At 34.3% G+C, this 19132-nt stretch carries 16 protein-coding genes; 12 read left to right on the forward strand and 4 right to left on the reverse strand.

The window, feature by feature from the left end; all coding sequences use genetic code 11:
• Positions 1-30 precede the first annotated feature (30 nt).
• On the reverse strand, positions 31-1983 hold the full coding sequence (locus DYE31_RS02525) for a fructose-1,6-bisphosphatase (RefSeq protein WP_015901206.1): 1953 nt from the start codon (positions 1981-1983) through the stop codon (positions 31-33).
• A gap of 227 nt (positions 1984-2210) precedes the next feature.
• Between DYE31_RS02525 and DYE31_RS02530 the strand changes: the two genes are divergently transcribed.
• Positions 2211-3059 (forward strand): ABC transporter ATP-binding protein, encoded by an 849-nt coding sequence (locus DYE31_RS02530; RefSeq protein WP_015901205.1) that lies wholly within the window; start codon positions 2211-2213, stop codon positions 3057-3059.
• Positions 3056-3715, forward strand: a complete 660-nt coding sequence (locus DYE31_RS02535; RefSeq protein ID WP_015901204.1) for an ABC-2 transporter permease — start codon at positions 3056-3058, stop codon at positions 3713-3715. Before DYE31_RS02530 ends, DYE31_RS02535 begins: the two co-directional genes overlap by 4 nt.
• Positions 3716-3770: 55 nt before the next feature.
• Here the strand turns inward: DYE31_RS02535 and uptA are convergent, their stop codons facing one another.
• Positions 3771-4391 carry an undecaprenyl phosphate transporter UptA gene (gene uptA / locus DYE31_RS02540; RefSeq protein ID WP_015901203.1) on the reverse strand — a complete coding sequence of 207 codons (621 nt, stop codon included), beginning with the start codon at positions 4389-4391 and terminating at the stop codon, positions 3771-3773.
• A gap of 525 nt (positions 4392-4916) precedes the next feature.
• Between uptA and DYE31_RS02545 the strand changes: the two genes are divergently transcribed.
• The 5 genes from DYE31_RS02545 to DYE31_RS02565 all read left to right on the forward strand — a co-directional run bounded on the left by DYE31_RS02545 (position 4917) and on the right by DYE31_RS02565 (position 10013).
• Positions 4917-6191, forward strand: a complete 1275-nt coding sequence (locus DYE31_RS02545) for an MFS transporter (RefSeq protein WP_015901202.1) — start codon at positions 4917-4919, stop codon at positions 6189-6191.
• 146 nt (positions 6192-6337) lie between these two features.
• Positions 6338-6640, forward strand: coding sequence for a putative quinol monooxygenase (locus tag DYE31_RS02550; protein WP_015901201.1), 303 nt, complete (start codon positions 6338-6340; stop codon positions 6638-6640).
• 114 nt (positions 6641-6754) lie between these two features.
• On the forward strand, positions 6755-7462 hold the full coding sequence (budA, locus tag DYE31_RS02555) for an acetolactate decarboxylase (protein WP_041613024.1): 708 nt from the start codon (positions 6755-6757) through the stop codon (positions 7460-7462).
• 151 nt (positions 7463-7613) lie between these two features.
• Positions 7614-9515, forward strand: coding sequence for an FUSC family protein (locus DYE31_RS02560; protein ID WP_015901199.1), 1902 nt, complete (start codon positions 7614-7616; stop codon positions 9513-9515).
• A gap of 84 nt (positions 9516-9599) precedes the next feature.
• A complete protein-coding gene (locus tag DYE31_RS02565; RefSeq protein WP_015901198.1) occupies positions 9600-10013 on the forward strand; it encodes a DUF2188 domain-containing protein in 414 nt (137 codons plus the stop codon).
• 230 nt (positions 10014-10243) lie between these two features.
• Here DYE31_RS02565 and DYE31_RS02570 read toward each other — a convergent pair whose 3' ends face one another.
• The gene (locus DYE31_RS02570) at positions 10244-11443 is read right to left on the reverse strand and encodes a GTP-binding protein (protein ID WP_015901197.1); all 1200 of its coding nucleotides are present in this window, start codon (positions 11441-11443) and stop codon (positions 10244-10246) included.
• Between the two features lie 278 nt (positions 11444-11721).
• Between DYE31_RS02570 and DYE31_RS02575 the strand changes: the two genes are divergently transcribed.
• From DYE31_RS02575 to DYE31_RS02585, 3 genes are all read left to right on the forward strand, one after another.
• Positions 11722-12420, forward strand: a complete 699-nt coding sequence (locus DYE31_RS02575; RefSeq protein ID WP_015901196.1) for a GTP pyrophosphokinase — start codon at positions 11722-11724, stop codon at positions 12418-12420.
• Positions 12421-13136: 716 nt separating this feature from the next.
• Complete coding sequence (locus DYE31_RS02580; protein WP_015901195.1) at positions 13137-15245, forward strand: AAA family ATPase; 2109 nt, start codon at positions 13137-13139, stop codon at positions 15243-15245.
• Between the two features lie 174 nt (positions 15246-15419).
• Positions 15420-16028 carry an SA1002 family membrane protein gene (locus tag DYE31_RS02585; protein ID WP_015901194.1) on the forward strand — a complete coding sequence of 203 codons (609 nt, stop codon included), beginning with the start codon at positions 15420-15422 and terminating at the stop codon, positions 16026-16028.
• A gap of 64 nt (positions 16029-16092) precedes the next feature.
• Here the strand turns inward: DYE31_RS02585 and DYE31_RS02590 are convergent, their stop codons facing one another.
• The gene (locus DYE31_RS02590) at positions 16093-16689 is read right to left on the reverse strand and encodes an FMN-binding negative transcriptional regulator (RefSeq protein WP_015901193.1); all 597 of its coding nucleotides are present in this window, start codon (positions 16687-16689) and stop codon (positions 16093-16095) included.
• Positions 16690-16819: 130 nt separating this feature from the next.
• On the opposite strand from DYE31_RS02590, the gene DYE31_RS02595 reads away from it, so the two are divergent.
• Together DYE31_RS02595 and gntK are read left to right on the forward strand one after the other, a co-directional pair.
• Positions 16820-17500: a GntR family transcriptional regulator gene (locus tag DYE31_RS02595; protein ID WP_041613023.1), complete on the forward strand. Its 681-nt coding sequence runs from the start codon at positions 16820-16822 to the stop codon at positions 17498-17500.
• A gap of 26 nt (positions 17501-17526) precedes the next feature.
• The gene (gene gntK, locus DYE31_RS02600; RefSeq protein WP_115314355.1) at positions 17527-19062 is read left to right on the forward strand and encodes a gluconokinase; all 1536 of its coding nucleotides are present in this window, start codon (positions 17527-17529) and stop codon (positions 19060-19062) included.
• Positions 19063-19132: the final 70 nt, after the last annotated feature.

Consider the following 19132-nt stretch of genomic DNA (forward strand, 5'->3'; position numbering starts at 1 on the left):
GTTTATCTGCCTCTTGTTATTGATTAAAGGTTATTCAAAATAGCGATGTGCCATTAAATCTTTTAAGTTATCAATTTCTTCTTGGATTAATTGTCCTTTATTTGTATCACGGATGCGTTTACGTGTTAATTCTTCATCTACGACACGTTTCGTTGATAATTCATCTGCACCATAACGCAATACATTTTCTTTAGTATTGAAGTGTTGATGTGCTACCAGCTGCATACCATATGAATTATAAAGTAAAGTATAGCCGGCAATACCTGTTGTGGATTGATACACTTTTGAAAAACCGCCATCAATGACAATCATTTTACCGTCTGCTTTGATAGGATCTTCACCATCAATTTCTTTGACTGGTGTATGACCGTTAATAATATGGCCTTGATCTGGATCTAATCCGAATTCTTCTAATAAATGACCGACGATTTCTGGGTTTTCACGTAAAGAATAATAAGGATTTTTTTCTTCTTTGTGTGTTGCTTTATCTTTTATGAAATAACGTTCAAAAGTCGTCATCGCTCTCTTGCCGAATAGTGAAGAATATTTGCCTGTCCATAAATACCATACTAAATCAGTTGCTAAATCATCTGTAACATCTTTATGGCGGAATGCTTTACGCATATATTTTTCGAATTGATCAAGCAATTGACGGCCAGAATAAAATTCTCCATCAATTTCCATGCCTTCCATTTTGCCGTTTTCATCAATTGGAATACAGCCATGTATAAGGAGATTGCCGTTATAAGGTAAGTAAAGACAACCTTTATCCATTAAGAATGTCATATGTCGTTTTAATTTCTCAGATTCTTGAACAGAAATTAATAATTTATCTATTACTTCTTGTTCTTCTGGCAATAATTTTGCAGGATCTTCAGGGTCTACTGTCACAAAACATGTATCTGTTAAATCATGTGTTTTACCGTGCAATGTATAAGTCAAATTGTCATAATCAACATGTTCTAATACTAATCGATCTTCCATTTCGAATGAAGGACGGCGTTTAATGATTGGAATCTCCAATTTGAACTGTATCATGGCGATGGCTTGGTGAATTTTGGTGATTTGCAGTTGTTCTTGTTCTGATAAATTTGAATCAGAACGTAATTTAGGACGAAATGCCGGATTGTCTCCGTAAAATTTTTCTGCAAGGTTTAACAGCGGACGTATATTGATACCATAAGCATCTTCGACAATGTTTAAGTTATCGTAACGTGCACAAATTCTTAAGATATTGGCTAAACAAACTTTAGAACCTGCATAAGCACCGATCCAAATTGCATCGTGGTTGCCCCATTGGATGTCTACAGAATGGTAATCAATTAAAGTTTCAACGATTTTTTCAGGCTCTGGACCACGGTCATAAATATCACCGACTACATGAAGGTGGTCGACGACTAAACGTTGAATAGTATAAGACATGCCGATGATTAAATCATCTGCTTGTTGTGTCTCGATAATTTGATTCATCAATGTATTGTAATAAGGTGTTTTATTGTCTAAACCGTTATTTTTATAAAGCAGTTCTTCAATAATGAAAACGAATTGTTTCGGCAATGCTTTACGTAATTTAGAACGCGTGTATTTTGAAGCTGAATATAAAATCATTTGAATCATTTGTTCGATAGTTTCTTCATACCATCTATTTAAAGGCTGTTTAGCATCAAAACTAGATTTAACTAATTTCAACTTATCTTCTGGATAATAGATTAAAGCAGTGAAATCACTGATTTCTTGATTGGACATTGTATTTTGGAAAATGTCATTAACTTTAGTACGTACATTGCCTGAACCATTTCTTAATACATGTTGGAAAGAATCATATTCTCCATGTAAATCACTGACAAAGTGTTCAGTGCCTTTTGGCAACTCTAAGATAGATTCTAGACTGATGATTTCTGTAGCGAGTTGTTCTTCGTGATTAAATTTTTCTGCAAGTAAGTCAAAGTATTTATGTTTAAGTTCACGATCTGTGGTCTTCATTTCTTCCTCCTGTGCTTCTATATTAATAGCGCTTACATTTGATTATTGTACTTTTTTATAAAATTTTCAATGGTAGCGGTTAAATTGTTGCAAATTAGTTGCATTAAAAGTAAACGATTTCAAATTTAGGTGAGAATTAGGTAGTATTTTCTATTATCTGAGACAATCTCCTAGAAACATGTGATATTATTATTTTTGAATACAATATTTTTACATCAGGAGGCATTATGACATCACTATTATCTGTAGAGCAATTGAACAAATCTTTCAAAGACAGCACTTTTAAAATAAATAATGTGTCATTTGAAGTGCATGAAGGTGAAATTGTAGCGTTAATCGGCAAGAACGGCTCTGGCAAATCTACTTTGATTCGTATGATTGTGGGTGATTATCCAATTGATCAAGGTAAAATAGAATTTTTTGGTGAAGCGGTGGGTGAGCACCAAACAACTTATAAAAATGATATCAGTGTGGTTTTTGATGCACTTAATTTTCCTAAAAAATTCACAGTTAAAACAATAGACAAGATATTCAATCAATTATATACAAATTGGAATAGTGCAGTATTTTTTGAATGGATTAAAGTATTTGACTTGCCGATGAAGCAAAAAGTCAAATATTTCTCGAGAGGAATGACTATGAAAATATCAATAGCAGCTGCACTTTCTCATCAAAGTCGATTTCTCATTTTAGATGAAGCTACAGCGGGATTAGATGCAGCAAGCCGTGATGAAATACATGAAGAATTAGAGAAATTTGTATATGACGGGAAGCACGCGATTTTTATGACCTCACATATTGCTGAAGATATCAATCGATTAGCGACACGTCTCATCTTTATTAAAAATGGGGAAGTATTACTACAGATTGCTAAGAAAGAATTATTTGAATCGTATGGAATATTAAGTTGTGATGAAAAGCAATTCAGTACTTTAGATAAAGAAAGTATCTTAGCTTATAAAGAGCATTTAGGACAATTCGAGGTCATTGTAAAGAAAGGTGACTTAGAAAATATCAGTCCGATTTCTAGTATAGACGAAGCGAATAAAATCATCTTGAGAGGAGCATCATCATGAAAGGATTGATTATAGGACAGTATTATGCGACTGCAAAAGCACTGATTACCTATTTGATTATATCTATTTTATTAGCAATAGTTGTGAGTTACTTCGGTGGTTCAGGCAGCGATTTTATGTGTTTGTTAATTGTGATGTTGATGGTGTCAGCAGCAACGGATAATTTAAAAAATGAAGCTGAAGCGCAATGGTATAAATTTGCGGTCACACTCCCTGTAAGTCGTAAGCAAATTGTACAGAGTCATTTTCTGTATTACTTGATAACAATGATGATTGGTGTAGGTATCGTAATCATTGCTTTAATAGCGGGTATAATGTTTGGAACTATAGCTGTTGTAAATGCGGTTACTACTTTAGGAATATGTCTGTCAATCGGGTTGTGGGTATTGTTAATGTATCCTTTTACTTACTCTGTGGGTGCGGATAAATCCAATATGATTCAAGTGATTGTAACTATCATCGCACTTGGTTTCTTTTTTGTATTTAATTTTATTTCACTCATTATAGGCGGTTCTATTTATGAATCAGGTGGAGAGGCTATGCAGCATTTAGAATTTGAATTAATTCGCCAGTCTATCTTTATTGTGATTAGTTTGATTGCTGCAGCAGCAGGTTATTTTATAGGATTAAATAAATTCAAGAAAACAAACTTTTAAAAGAAAAACGTATGGACATGCAGTTTTTAAATGAGCATGTCCATACGTTTTTTAATTAGTTTGTATTTGAATTTTTACGGCGTTTTGAAATGAAACGAATGACAAAGATAATAAATAAAACTGCTAAGATCGCTAACATAATTGTTGAATACGTGTGCATAGCGTTTAAGATTTGGTGCCAGTTATCACTAAGTGCTTTCCCTAAATAAATAAGACCAAAGTTCCAAATTGTAGTTCCTAATAATGAAAGAACAGCAAAAGTAACAACATTCATTCGGCTGATGCCAGCTGGAATGGTAATCAATACACGTAAAACAGGAACAAAGCGGCATAAGAAGACTGCAGTTGCACCATACTTTCTGAACCAATCATTGGCACGCTTAATATCTTTACCTTTTAATTTAATCCATTTACCGTATTTATCAACGAAACGATATAGTTTTTCTTCGTTGACTAAGCGACAAATATAATACAAGACAAGTAATCCGATAAATGAAGCGACTGTTGCGACAATCAATAATATCCAAATAGAAATATGTGACTTAGCTGATAACACGCCAGCAAAAGTCAGCACAACTTCTGAAGGGACAAAAGGTAAAATGTTCTCTGAAAGGATGAGGATAAAAATAGCAAGATATCCCCAGCGACTAATAAAATCCGTTAGAATTTGTTCCATTGTTAAAGATGTAACTCCTTATAAATTTTTATTTGAAGAGTGATTATGTAATTTGTAAGGCGAATAAGATACATACGCCGAATTTAATTGTACTAAAGAATAAAGAAAGTTACACATGTTTTGAGGCTGGAAAATAGAAAATACGTCTGAGGATGTAGAAGGTAAAGTGAATTAGATTTATTGATTCATTAATTGAAAATTAATAAATATTCATATTAGAAAAAGATACGGAAAGGTGCTTTCTTAATCGCATGATATTTAAAACAGTACATCTTTTAATGCATCTCCTATGAATTAAAGAAGTTAACACATTAAAACCGACATGCTGACTCGGTCTTATCCTTGATATTGCCTTGTTTGACATGCAAAGTAAATGATTTTGTATATAATATATTGCGCAACTATAAGTTCATATTTTTGTAAAAAAGTTATTGTAAACGATTTCTAAACATGGTAATATTTACTCAAATAACTTAGGTCATATGATGACCTAAGTTATCTTTATTCAGGAAAGTTGGGATATAAATGACTGAAAGAAAGAGTAATGTTCGTTGGTTTTTTGCACTGGCATTCTTTATTATCGGGGTTATCGCTTATATGGACAGATCAAACATCTCCTTAATTGCAGGGCCGATGATGGAAGATTTACATATGACAAAGGCGCAATTTGGATTATTAGCAACATTCTTCTCAGCAGGTTATGCATTAATGCAAGTACCTTCAGGAATTCTTGCTGAAAAATTCGGACCGAAAAAAATGCTGTCAATCGCATTGATTTGGTGGAGTGCATTTACGATTTTAACGGGTGTAGTTAAAAATCATGGCTTATTATACTTAGTACGTTTCTTATTTGGTATTGGGGAAGCACCTATGTATCCAGCCAATGCAGTATTCAACTCAAACTGGTTCTCACGCGGTGAAAAAGGTCGTGCCTCAAGTGCATTGCTTGCTGGTTCGTACTTTGGACCGGTTATTGCACCTGGTGTAACAGTTTTGATTGTTACAATGTTTAATTGGCAAGCTGTATTTTATATTTTCGGGGCTGTCGGCTTTTTAATCGTAATATTATGGGCTATTATTGCGAAAGACTTGCCTGAACATCATAAAATGGTTAATGAAGCGGAAAAACGCTATATTATTGAAAATCGTGATGTTCAAAATGCTGGGGAAAAACAAAGCGCACCTTGGAGTGCATTCTTTAAACACTTCAGCTTCTACGCGATTGCAGTTCAATACTTTGTAGTACAATTTATCGTTGGTTTATTCTTAATTTGGTTACCGACATATGTTATGGAACAATATCACGTAAAATATACTTCTTTAGGTTTATTAGCAGGGATTCCATGGTTAGCAATGCTGCTTTGTATTATGGGATTCGGTGCACTTTCAGATAGACTTTTACAAGCAGGAAAATCTCGTTTTGTAGCACGTGGTTCAATTGCTATTATCGGAATGATTGTTTTCAGTATTGGTCTTTTATTTGCTATTCGAAGCGAAGTCTTAGAAGTGAATATTGCTTGGCTAGCGGTCTGCTTAAGCGGTATGGGTATCACAACTGGTATGAGCTGGGCAGCAGCTGCTGATATTGGCCGTAACTTCTCTGGTACTGTATCAGGCTGGATGAACTTATGGGGTAACGTTGGTGCAATGCTTAGTCCATTACTTGCAGGTATCTTAGCTGATTTAATCGGATGGACTTGGACATTACAATCTTTATTAGTACTTGTAGTTATCGCAATCTTCATGTGGTTCTTTGTAAAACCAGACAGAGCGTTAGTTGCTGAAGAAGATAAACTTTAAAATAAGTTGAATAAGAAGTACCTCATGCAGATTAGCAAAGAAAGGGTTGCTATGTATAGAGGTGCTTCTTTTTGCGTGGTTCAAAATTCGGTTTTTCGGGAACAGTATAAGAAGTAAATAATGTATTTCAAGAAAGGAAGAGCAACATGATTACAGTTATTGCTAAAACAAATGTAAATGATATGAATTATGACAAATATATCAGCTTGACAGGTCAGCTCGTAGTAGCATCCCAAGCCGAAGAAAATAATGTCAGCTACGAACATTATGAGAATACAAGCATTCCGAATGCGTTTGTCTTTGTTGAACAATGGAAAGATAGAGCGGCATTGAATGCACATGTTGAAGCAGATCACTTTAAAGTATATTGGAAGGAAATTACACAACTTTGTATTAACGAACCCACAATTCAGATGTTTGAAGATAGTGATGAAATCAGTTATGAATAATGTATTTTTTTAGTGGGACGATATTCTAAAAAATCATAAAAATGCTATAATAGAAGTATTCATAAACAGGTAAGAAAGAAATTTGTTCCTGCAAATTTAAGATGGATAAGGAGTCTGAGTGTTATGATTTACCAACATGGAACTTTAGGAACTTTGATGGCCGGTATGCTTAAAGGCACAGCTTCAATTGATGAAATGCTAAAACATGGCGATTTGGGTATCGGAACGTTGGATGGATGTGACGGCGAAGTCATTATTTTGGATAATGAAGCATTTCATGCAAATGAGTACGGCGAGTTCAAAAAGCTGAATGGTGATGAAATGACACCTTTTTCAACTGTTACAGACTTTAAACCTAATAAAAAATTTGATATCACAAATTTGATAACTTCAGAAAATTTATTAGATACAATCTTGGTCAGAATGAAAAGTCAAAATTTGTTCTCAGCGGTTAAAATTCATGGCAGTTTCAAAAAGGTACATGTACGTATGATGCCAAAACAAGAACCACCTTACCAACGTTTAATGGAATCAGTTAATCGACAGCCTGAATTGACGTTTGAAACTATTAATGGAACAATTGTCGGATTCTTTACGCCGGAATTATTCCATGGTGTCGGCACAGCTGGATTCCATCTGCACTTTGTAGATCAAGAGCGTACAGTAGGCGGTCATGTTTTAGATTTTGAATTAGAACGCGGTACTGTAGAAATCAATGATGTAGAAACATTTGAACAAAACTTCCCAGTACACGATGAAGAATTTTTAAATGCTGACATTGATTATGAAAATATTGATGAAGAAATTCGTCTAGCAGAATAATTAAAACTTTCAAATATGCAGCTTCCTTTTGTAGGAAGTTGCTCTTTTTTGTGAAATTGAATTTTTTAACAATTATATCCAAGTTTGAAAGGGATGATACAATGGTAACTGATAGATATCTAAGTAAAAGAGAGAGAAAGGGGTCTATATAATGGCTCATTACATAAGTTCACTATTTCGGTTTACACGACAAAATGTGAATTTTAAAAAAGGAACTAGACAATGTCTTTTAATGATGATTCCTTTATTAATCGGCTATTTTGTTGGCCAGTTCCAGTGGGGATTATTGATGGCAACTGGGACATTAACAAACATCTATGTATTCGGCGGTTCAGATAAGTCGAAATTACGAATTGTCTGGTGGTGTGCTGTCGGATTTACACTTTGTATTATTTTAGGAACTATTACAGTACCTATTCCGCTTCTCTTCGGTTTATTACTTCTTATTGTGACGGTAATAGCGTATTACATTTTTAGTGCACTCGAAATTCCAGGTCCTTCATCTACCTTCTTCATTGTGACATTCGCTTTACCTATTAATATGCCAGTTGCTCCAGAAGAAGCTTTAATGCGTGGTTTAATGGTATTTTGCGGAGGTATGTTGACAGTGCTTCTTGTTTGGCTGATGGTTAAATTCCAAAAGAAAAGCGGCGAAGTCAGTGCAGTTGAAAATGAATACCAACTTTTAAAGCAATTATTCCATGATTTTTCTGATGATGAAAAATTTAAAACCACAACAAAACGACTAGTGAGTCAGTTTAAATCAGCCAATAAACAACTGATCACTTCTTCTGGTTCGGGTAAGAAACAATCAAACGAATTACAACGCTTATATTTACTGCACAATAATGCAGAAGGTATTTTCGCAGAAATTCTTGAATTGAAAACAAAAGAAGTGAAAACACTTCCAGATATTTTACTTGAAATGATGGGCTATGTTGCACAAAGTGTAATACAGAATAACTCAACGAAAAACCAAGTGAAGTGGAAAGAAAAAGTAGAATTATCTCCTGATTTTCAAAGACTAGAAAAACAAATTTATCGAACAGATGAAATTTTATATAGTCCAGAAGGACAAATTAAATATGAAGCACAACTGCGCCAACCATTATATGGTAAGCAGTTAATTTATAATTTAACATTAGACTCATTAGTATTCATGAATACAATGCGTTATTGCGTCATTATGGGTATAGCAATCTTTATTGCACTTATGTTCGATTTCGATAAAGCATATTGGGTACCTTTAACTGCACATACAATTCTAATTGGTACGAATACAATCCATAGTATGGAACGTGCAGTAGCAAGAACAATCGGTACTTTTGCGGGTGTTATTACTTTAAGTGTGATTTTAGCATTTCATCCTTCAATGCTAGTCAGTATCTTCATCTTATCTTTCAGTGCAATGTTTACTGAAGCATTAGTAGGGGCTAATTATGCGTTGGCTATGATTTTCATAACTACACAAGTCATTACCTTAAATGGACTGGCTTCAGGGAAATTATCAATTTTAATTGCCTTGCCGCGTATGTTGGATGTAGTGATGGGAGTTGTAATTGCTGTTATTGGATTACTTATATTAGGTCGTAAAAATGCGTCGCAAACTTTACCGATAGCTATCGCAGAAGTTGTACGGTATGAAGCTTCGTTTTTCTATTATCTGTTTTCAAAAAATGCATACATTGCACATCATGAACCAAAGTTCGATGAAATGAAGTTAAGTATTAAATTAAGCAATATGAATGGTATGTATAATAATGCGCATGGTGAATTATTTACAAACACTCAAAAAATCAGCCAATATTATCCAGTAATGTTTGCGTTGGAAGAAATCAGTTTTATGTTATCTAGAGCGCAGCATAACCCGCATCCTGAAACAATAGACGATGTAAATATGGGGCAATACTTGATTGCATTTGAAGAGATTGCATTACATTTTGAAAAAGGTGTACCGATGAAGTTTGGTACAGGATTGCCATCGTTACCTCAATATGTCAATATTCGTTCTTCATTGTTGAATATTCAGCAATATACACGTTTACAAAAATGATCTGATTCTGACAAAAAGTAAAGATTGATTGTATATCAATAGTGGTATATGTGAAGTAATATCAAAATGAAGAGGAGGGCGCTTATGCCTTGGACTTTAGATGATTACCCAAATTCATGGAAAAACCTTAAAGAGTTAGAACGGAAAAAAGCCATTGATATTGGTAATGCAATGTTAGAAGATGGCTACGAAGAAGGGCGTGCAATTCCGATTGCAACTGAGCAAGCAGAAGAATGGTACAAGCATGCGACACCGCAAGAACTAGATGAATTGAAACATAAAGATGTCACTAAACATAAGAAAGATAAAGATGCCAATCCAGAATTAAATGAAAATGATGTAGAAGTTTATAAAGAAGATGGCAAATGGAAAGTACGTACTTATGGTGCTAAACGTGCTGCAGACGATTATGACTCTAAAGATGAAGCGGTAAAACGTGCTGAACACATCGCAAATAACCGGGGCACTAAGGTGCATGTAAAAAAAGCTGATGCATAAAGTTTTTGAAATTACATGATTATTTATATTTAAATGTGGTATAAACTATTTATTGGTTGATTCGTGCCATTCTTTGATGCACGGATCAATAGGGAGCAACAGATAAAAACTGTATTTATCTTAATTGACCTCTTAAAGGGTTACTCAGATGGGAGTGCCGCTTTAAGAGGTTTTTGTATGTAAAATAAAAAAGGAAAATGCCGATACAGCATTTTCCTTTAATAATATGATTAAGCTTGTGTGATATGCCAACCGTATGGTTCAGGCAATTGAGACCAATCTGATTCGAATTCTTCTGTTGTAAGTAAGCAATCATCTAATTCTTTTGTGATTTTTTCTTGGTCTAAATCTGTTCCGATAATAACGAATTGTGTATGACGGTCACCGAATTCTGGATCCCAATTTTCACGAACATCTTCACGTTCATGTAAAATAGCACGTTGTTTTGGTTCTGACATAGCTGCAACCCAGAATGTAACAGGGTGAATTGTTACTGAAGAACCTGCTTGAGACATCAAGCATGCAACATGATTATATTGTGCCAACCATACGATACCTTTTGCACGAACTACTGTGTCCGGCATGTTTTCTAACCAATTATGGAAACGTTCAGCGTGGAAAGGTAAACGACGTTCATAAACAAATGATGAAATACCGTATTCTTCAGTTTCTGGTGTATGTTCAGCGTGACCACCGTTTGTTAATTCTTGTAACCAACCTGCAGAATTACTTGCTTTCTCAAAATCGAATAAGCTTGTATTTAACACATCGCTTAACTCAACTTCTGAATTGACAGTACGGATAAATCTTGCAGTAGGTTGCAATTTACGTAAGATACTTTCTAAACGATCTAATTCTTCTTCTGTGACTAAGTCTGTTTTGTTTAATACGAGCACATCGCAAAATTCTACTTGGTCAATCAATAGGTCAGCGATTGTACGTTCATCTTCTTCACTAGCACCTTGTTCACGGTCTACTAAGAGATCTTCTGATTTAATATCGTTGATGAAACGGTTCGCATCTACTACTGTAACCATTGTGTCTAAGCGGCAAATGCTTGTTAGATCAATACCAAGTTCGTCATCAATATATGAGAATGTTTGTGCCACTGGAACGGGTTCAGAAATACCTGTTGATTCAATGACGATTTGGTCGATACCGCCGCGTTCAACAATACGTTCAACTTCTTTTAATAAGTCTTCACGTAATGTACAGCAGATACATCCATTTGATAATTCGACTAATTTTTCATCAGTTCGTGAAAGTCCCCCGCCTTCCACAACTAAATCTTTGTCGATGTTAACTTCACTCATGTCATTAACAATAACCGCGATGCGTAATCCTTCTCTATTTTGTAAAATATGGTTTAATAATGTTGTTTTACCTGAGCCAAGATAGCCGCTCAGTACCGTTACAGGTATTTTAGCCATAAAAAAATCCTCCTATTTATCTATATGCACATTTGTTAATCGTAATAATTACGATTTATATTGTATAGAAAAAAAGAGAGGGGCGCAAGCGCATTAGAAATTTTTCTACCTTTATATAGTATAAATAGGAGAATATCGAAATAATTTTAAAAATGATAAATTCATTTAGCAGATTCACTCAGTTGTTCTTTTCAAAATATTTCTTTTCCAATAGAAAAAATTTTGTTTAAATCTGAACTCCGTTATAATAAAAGTGTGGAAAGAACGGAGGACATGTTATGTATGTAGAAAGAAGAGAAACATTAAATCTGAATGCACTCAAACGAGATGTACAACGTAATATCTCGAAATTTCAAAGTAATCATTATCAAATAGAAGAACTTGTAGACTTTGTCAGTTTACATCACTTATATGCATCCGCTTTGGAAGAAGTCAGTACGAAACTCAGTATATTAGATAATGATTTCCAAATTCTTTATGAACATAATCCGATACACCATATGGAAAGACGTGTAAAAGAAATCAGCAGCTTGGTACGTAAGTTGGAAATGCGAGGATTACCTGTTACTACAGAGTCAGCACGTGAAAATATCACTGATATTGCTGGTATTCGAGTAGTATGCAATTATTTAGAAGATATAGAAGTAGTGGCTGCATTATTATTGAAACAAGCAGATGTTAAGTTGTTGAAAAGAAAGGACTATGTGGAAAGTCCGAAAGAAAATGGTTATCGCAGTTTACATCTTGTTGTATCGATTCCTGTATTTTTAACAGATAATGTAGAACAGGTACCTGTCGAAATACAACTTCGTACAATCGGGATGGATATGTGGGCAAGTTTAGAACATAAATTGCGTTATAAAAATGCGACGAATACAGAAGTGTATAAAGATACGTTAAAACAATGTGCTGAAGAAATAGAAGAAGTTGAAAATAAGTTGCAGCATATGCATGGAGAAATATTAAAACAGGATTAAGTAATCGATCAGAAGCTGAATTATCATTATGCAATGATAGTCGGCTTCTTTTAATTTGGTCTTCTTTTCAGATATTAATAAATAATATACTTGAAAACCAACCGATAATTGCTAAATAAAAACACTAATATGCACAGAAAAAGCAAAAAAGTTTGAAAAATGCATATTTAATACTTGATTTATGTATATTTATGCGTTATACTTACATATGTAAGGTTGATAAAGCAAATAAATAAAGGTTTTTAATTATTTGACTTTAATTGACCAAAGTATAAATATTCAATGTAAAAAAGAGGGTTATTACACCTTAAATGAAACTTGTTGCAGAATCAATACAATTTATTAAATATGCAACTCAAAATGATTTAAAAAAACTACGAGCGTAAAAAATATTAAATTGGCAAGTGTTTTAGGAATGCAGAAATTGGATATAAATAGAGTGTAACCAACAAGAGAGAGAGATTCATATTTAGTGAATGTTTCTCAGATAAACTAGTGTTACATCTGTACGATATATCAGATTTGCAGCATTCATCACAAGATTTTAACACTCACTCGTTGGCACAGTTAAAAGATGATAATTTCAAATTGTGTCATATGCCACATGAAAACATCAATGAAAAAATATTAAGAAAAGTGTGAAACAGTAATATGAATTAGAAACAGACAGAAATTTGTATTATGGAGTTTCATCAACTAACGGAGGTTATGATTTTATGAATAACGGATTTTTCGGAAATGATTTTGACTCAATTTTCAGAAGAATGATGCAAGATATGCAAAACGCAGATGGAAACAAAAAATATTATATTAATGGTCGCGAAGTATCACCAGAGCAATTGCAACAAATTCAACAACAGCAAAAAGCTCAAGGCGGTCAACCAATTCAAGGTGCTCAACCTGGTCAACCAGGACAAACAGGAGGCGGCCAAGGCGGCGATGATTATTTAGAAAAAATCGGTCGTAACTTAACACAAGAAGCAAAAGACGGTTTATTAGATCCAGTTATCGGACGTGACAAAGAAATTCAAGAAACTGCTGAAGTCTTAAGTCGTAGAAATAAAAACAACCCAATTTTAGTTGGGGAAGCTGGTGTTGGTAAAACAGCTATTGTTGAAGGTTTAGCACAAGCGATTGTTAAAGGTAACGTACCAGCTGCAATCAAAGATAAAGAAATCATTGCAGTAGATGTGTCTGCATTAGAAGCAGGTACGCAATACCGTGGTGCGTTCGAAGAAAACATCCAAAAATTATTGGATAACGCTAAAGAAAGAAAAAATGTTATTTTATTCTTTGATGAAATTCACCAAATTATCGGTTCCGGTTCAACTGGTGGAGATTCAGGAAGCAAAGGCTTATCTGATATTATCAAACCAGCATTAAGCCGTGGTGAGATTTCAGTTATCGGTGCTACTACACAAGACGAATACCGTAACAACATCTTAAAAGACCCGGCGTTAGCTCGTCGTTTCAACGAGGTATTAGTAAAAGAACCTTCAGCTAAAGATACTGTAGAAATCTTAAAAGGTGTTCGTGAAACTTTCGAAAAACACCATAATGTGAAATTACCTGATGAAGTCTTAAAAGCTTGTGTGGATTTATCAATTCAATATATTCCGCAACGTTTATTGCCAGATAAAGCTTTAGATATTTTAGATATTACTGCTGCACACTTAGCTGCTAAAAATCCAGTAGTGGATAAAGTACAAGTTGAAAAACAAATCAAAGAATTAGAAGATAAAAAATCAAAAGCAGTTAGTGAAGAAGCTTATTCTGAAGCAGATAAATATCAAAAAGAAATTAAAGAATTACAAGAAAGCTTAGAAAGCGGTCAAGGCGAAGCTACAACTGCAACTGTACAAGATGTAGCAGCTACAGTAGAACGTATGACTGGTATTCCTGTTTCTCAAATGGATGATAATGATATTGCACGCTTGAAAAACATTTCAAAACGCTTAAAAGGCAAAATTATTGGTCAAGACCAAGCAGTTGAAATGGTATCACGTGCTATCCGCCGTAATCGTGCTGGCTTTGACGAAGGTAACAGACCAATCGGAAGCTTTTTATTCGTAGGTCCTACTGGTGTAGGTAAAACAGAATTAGCTAAACAATTGTCTATCGATTTATTCGGTAACAAAGAAGCATTAATCAAATTAGACATGAGTGAATATATGGACCGTACAGCTGTATCTAAATTAATTGGTACAAGTGCTGGTTATGTAGGTTATGATGATAATTCAAACACATTAACAGAGAAAGTTAGACGTAATCCTTACTCAGTTATCTTATTCGATGAAATCGAAAAAGCGAACCCACAAATCTTAACTTTATTATTACAAGTTATGGATGACGGTAACTTAACTGATGGTCAAGGTAACGTAGTCAACTTCAAAAACACTATTATCATCTGTACTTCAAATGCAGGATTCGGTGATGAAAGTGAAAAAGAACGTGAAGACTTAATAGAAGATCTTAAAAAATTCTTCCGCCCTGAATTCCTCAACCGTTTCGATGGTATCGTAGAATTTACTCACTTAGATAAAGATGCATTACAAGACATCGTGAACTTATTATTAGAAGATGTTCAAAAAACATTAGATAAAAAGGGAATCACAATGAACGTTACACAAGATGCAAAAGATTGGTTAATTGATCAAGGTTACGATGAAGAACTTGGTGCACGTCCATTACGCCGAGTTGTTGAAAGAGAAGTACGTGACCGTATTACTGACTACTATCTAGAAAATACTGATGTGAAAGATGTGAAAGTCACATTAGAAGATGACAACATCTTAATCAATGGTGAAAAAGTAGATTCATTATAAGATAAATGATAGAGATATCATAAAACATCCTAAATAGCTTATAATATAGCACCTCGTTTCATTCCATAGAGAATGAAGCGGGGTGCTTTTTATTTGTGCTGAAAGAGGGTACAAAAAGGTATATGAAAAAAGTTATAATAAAAATTCAATGTTGTAGTAGAAAGAGGTTACATCATGTTTATTTTAAATATTATTATCGTCCTCATTCTATTTTTATTAACAGGATTCCTGTCAGGACGTTATCAGGATAAATATCTGTTTGCGAAATCTTTTCTGCTCAGTATCGCTATGGTAATTTCAGGATTTGTTTCATTAATCATTTCAGGATTTATCGTTTATTGGTTACTGATTCGACTACTTGGAGATCGTAGCAGTATCTTTGTTTTAGGCATTATCATTATATTATTTGCGGGTATCATGAACTATTTTGTAGTACATCAACTTGTGAAATGGAATGGTTATAATGAAATGCTTGTTGCTATTTTAGAGTATTACATACAATGGACAACTATCTTTTTCACACTCTATCAATTTTTAACATCCAACCATCAAAATCTTAAGAGTATCGCCAAACTTGAAATATCTACTGATACATTAGATTTGAACCTCATGAATATTATTATTTTACCTGTCTTACTAATCAGTTGGATTGCACTGGCGATGGTGCGTTTATATATCAAAGACCACAAGTGGGCAGAAGAAGAAAGCCAAGAGGAAGATGAAAAAAACAAAGAGGATGACACAGATTCAGAAAAAGAAAATTCTGAAGAACAGCCAAGTTGATAGAAGTAACCACCGTATCAATTAAAGGATTAATTCTAATATTGATACGGTGGTTTTTTCTTTTTTAATTGCTTTCTTTTTTCATAGCATCAGCTATTTCAGGATTTTCTTTAGACAAGTGTTGAATGATATTTTCATAATCAGCAGCAGTGCGGTTTTGACTTAATTTGTTAGCAGCATATACTTCAGTAATTTCAATTCGAAAACCTACCACTCCATGAATTTGTTTCAATGTATCATCAGACATGTTTTCCCACCGTGCACCATCTTTTTTCTCAAAACGTTTTAATAAGGTGATTAAATCTTCTTTGACTTCATCTTCATCTAATAAAAAAGGTCTACCGTATAATTGTACGCTTTGATAATCCCATGTCGGCACATCTTCATCACTATACCAAGTTGAAGAAATATAAGCGTGTGGTCCTTGGAAAATCAAAAGAACTTCTTCATTATCGTCCAATGATTTCCATTGTTCGTTTCCTTTTGCGAAATGGCCGGTAATGATAAAACGAGATGTATCCGGTTGAATTAATAGAGGTAAATGTGTCGCTAAAGGTTTATGATTTTGATTGTTTGAAACAATCGTAGCGAATGGATGGGTATCGATAAACTGTTTGATTTTTTCTACATCGTGCTCTTGATAATGTTTTGGAATATACATTTGTATCGCCTCTCAATCTTCCTTTATTATTCCTCTTTTTATGAAAATTAATGTAAGCGGTTGCAATTATTGGTACTTTGTATTAATATACTTGTATACAAGTATGTCGAAGCAAGGGGCTGGATTATTAATGGGAGAAAATTATCCGAAACAATGGATGGAAGGTATGACAACAGGGGAGAGAGTTGCGGCTGAGTTACGTCTGCAGATTGTAGAAGGAAGTATTGAAGCTGATGCTTGCTTGACTGAAAATCAAGTTGCTAAAAAATTCAATGTCAGCCGTTCTCCTGTTCGTGATGCTTTTAAATTATTGAAACAAGATCAATTAATTTGTTTAGAACGTATGGGTGCTGATGTACTTCATTTTGGAGAAGGTGAGCGCCGTGAGATATATGATTTGCGTATCATGATGGAGTCTTTTGCTTTTGCGAAAGTTAAAAGCGATGAAAGAATCCAATTAGCTAAAGAAATGCGCAAACACTTAGAAATGATGAAAGTTGCTGTGCAATTTCAAGATGCAGAAGCTTATACAGAGCATGACATCAAGTTCCATGAAGTATTGATTTATGCAACACAACATCGATATCTGCTCAGCAGCTGGAATAATTTAAAGCCGTTGATGCTGTGTTTAATATTATTATCGATGAGAAAAAGAATGCGTGAAGAACCAGAAGATTTTGAACGTATTCACCATAATCATGAAGTATACGCAGAAGCGGTGGAACAAAATAATGTCTCGCAATTACAAGAAGCGTTCCATTTGAATTTTGATGATGTTGGAGATAATATTGCTGGGTTGTTTTATAGATGATTTTTAATATTTAAGGAGGAAAACTCATGAAATATATGATTGGGGTCGATGTCGGAACAACGAGTACAAAATCAGTTTTGTATGATGAAAATGGGCAATTCTTACGTAAGCACAATATTGGTTATGATATGAATACGCCAGATGTCGATACTTCTGAGGAAAATCCAGATAAAATTTTTGATGCAGTTTTAATGACAATCAAAGCAGTGATTCGTGAAGAAAGAATAGCAGCAGATGATATTAAATTGATTTCGTTCAGTGCACAAATGCATAGTTTGATTGCGATGGATAATGAACAAAGCTCTCTTACCGAAAGTATCACATGGGCAGATAATCGGGCTAGTCGCTATGCAGATATAATTCGCGATGAACATCAAGGGCATGAAATATATAAACGTACAGGTACACCGATTCATCCGATGTCGCCATTATCAAAGATATTCTGGATGAAACATGAAAAACCAGAAGTTTATAATAATGCGAAAAAATATATCGATATAAAAGGTTATATTTTATATCAACTATACGGAAAATATGTCATGGATTATTCTATCGGATCAGCAACAGGAATGATGAATTTAGAATCATTAAGCTGGGACTATGATGCATTGAAATTATTAGGCATTACAAAAGAACAATTGCCTGAATTAGTACCAACAACACACATTATGACAGGCATGAAACATCGTTATTCTAACTTGTTAGGTATTAACCCAGACACACCAATTATTGTAGGTGCAAGTGATGGTGTTTTATCTAACCTTGGCGTAAATAGTTATAAACAAGGTGAAGTAGCAGTAACAATCGGTACTTCTGGAGCTATCAGAACAGTTATTGATCATCCGCGTACAGATGAAAAAGGGCGTATCTTTTGTTATGTCTTAACAGAAGACCAATATGTTATTGGAGGTCCTGTTAATAACGGCGGTATCATTTTAAGATGGTTGCGCGATGAACTCTTAGCAAGTGAAGTAGAAACAGCAAAACGTTTAGGTGTAGATCCATATGACGTCTTAACAAAAATTGCAAGCCGAGTTGAACCAGGATCTAAAGGATTAATTTTTCATCCTTACTTAGCTGGAGAACGGGCACCTTTATGGAATGCTAATGCACGTGGTTCATACTTCGGTTTAACACTCGCTCATAAAAAAGAACACATGATACGTGCGGCACTTGAAGGCGTACTATACAACTTGTACACCGTTTATCTTGCTTTAATAGAAGTAATGGGTGAAACACCTACAGCGATTAAAGCAACTGGCGGTTTCGCGAAAAGTGAAGTATGGCGTCAAATGATGGCAGACATTTTTGCGACAGATGTTATAGTTCCTGAAAGTTATGAAAGCTCATGCTTAGGGGCATGTGTACTTGGTTTGAAAGCACTTGACGAGATTGATGATTTTTCAATTATTGAAGAAATGGTCGGTACTACGCATGCGCATGAACCAAATCAAGAAGCTGTAGAAACATATCAGCAATTAATTAGTATCTTTATTGATTTAAGTCGCTCTCTTGAAAGCCAATATGCTAAGATTGCCGACTTCCAACGTCACCATTTATAAAATTTAATAAATTAAATGAGTCTGAAAGATAAGAACATCAGTTAAAAAGCTGGTGTTTTTATGGGAGTTC

Origin of the sequence: Staphylococcus carnosus (assembly GCF_900458435.1) — a bacterium.
GTDB lineage: Bacteria > Bacillota > Bacilli > Staphylococcales > Staphylococcaceae > Staphylococcus > Staphylococcus carnosus.

Excerpts from the sequence above, each read along its gene's own strand:
- DYE31_RS02575 (WP_015901196.1), top strand. The coding sequence starts at position 11,722 with ATGTATGTAGAAAGAAGAGAAACATTAAATCTGAATGCACTCAAACGA.
- gntK (WP_115314355.1), top strand. The coding sequence starts at position 17,527 with ATGAAATATATGATTGGGGTCGATGTCGGAACAACGAGTACAAAATCA.
- DYE31_RS02595 (WP_041613023.1), top strand. The coding sequence starts at position 16,820 with ATGGGAGAAAATTATCCGAAACAATGGATGGAAGGTATGACAACAGGG.
- DYE31_RS02585 (WP_015901194.1), top strand. The coding sequence starts at position 15,420 with ATGTTTATTTTAAATATTATTATCGTCCTCATTCTATTTTTATTAACA.
- DYE31_RS02565 (WP_015901198.1), top strand. The coding sequence starts at position 9,600 with ATGCCTTGGACTTTAGATGATTACCCAAATTCATGGAAAAACCTTAAA.
- DYE31_RS02525 (WP_015901206.1), bottom strand. The coding sequence starts at position 1,983 with ATGAAGACCACAGATCGTGAACTTAAACATAAATACTTTGACTTACTT.
- DYE31_RS02550 (WP_015901201.1), top strand. The coding sequence starts at position 6,338 with ATGATTACAGTTATTGCTAAAACAAATGTAAATGATATGAATTATGAC.
- DYE31_RS02530 (WP_015901205.1), top strand. The coding sequence starts at position 2,211 with ATGACATCACTATTATCTGTAGAGCAATTGAACAAATCTTTCAAAGAC.
- DYE31_RS02545 (WP_015901202.1), top strand. The coding sequence starts at position 4,917 with ATGACTGAAAGAAAGAGTAATGTTCGTTGGTTTTTTGCACTGGCATTC.
- DYE31_RS02580 (WP_015901195.1), top strand. The coding sequence starts at position 13,137 with ATGAATAACGGATTTTTCGGAAATGATTTTGACTCAATTTTCAGAAGA.
- DYE31_RS02560 (WP_015901199.1), top strand. The coding sequence starts at position 7,614 with ATGGCTCATTACATAAGTTCACTATTTCGGTTTACACGACAAAATGTG.
- DYE31_RS02570 (WP_015901197.1), bottom strand. The coding sequence starts at position 11,443 with ATGGCTAAAATACCTGTAACGGTACTGAGCGGCTATCTTGGCTCAGGT.
- uptA (WP_015901203.1), bottom strand. The coding sequence starts at position 4,391 with ATGGAACAAATTCTAACGGATTTTATTAGTCGCTGGGGATATCTTGCT.
- DYE31_RS02535 (WP_015901204.1), top strand. The coding sequence starts at position 3,056 with ATGAAAGGATTGATTATAGGACAGTATTATGCGACTGCAAAAGCACTG.
- DYE31_RS02590 (WP_015901193.1), bottom strand. The coding sequence starts at position 16,689 with ATGTATATTCCAAAACATTATCAAGAGCACGATGTAGAAAAAATCAAA.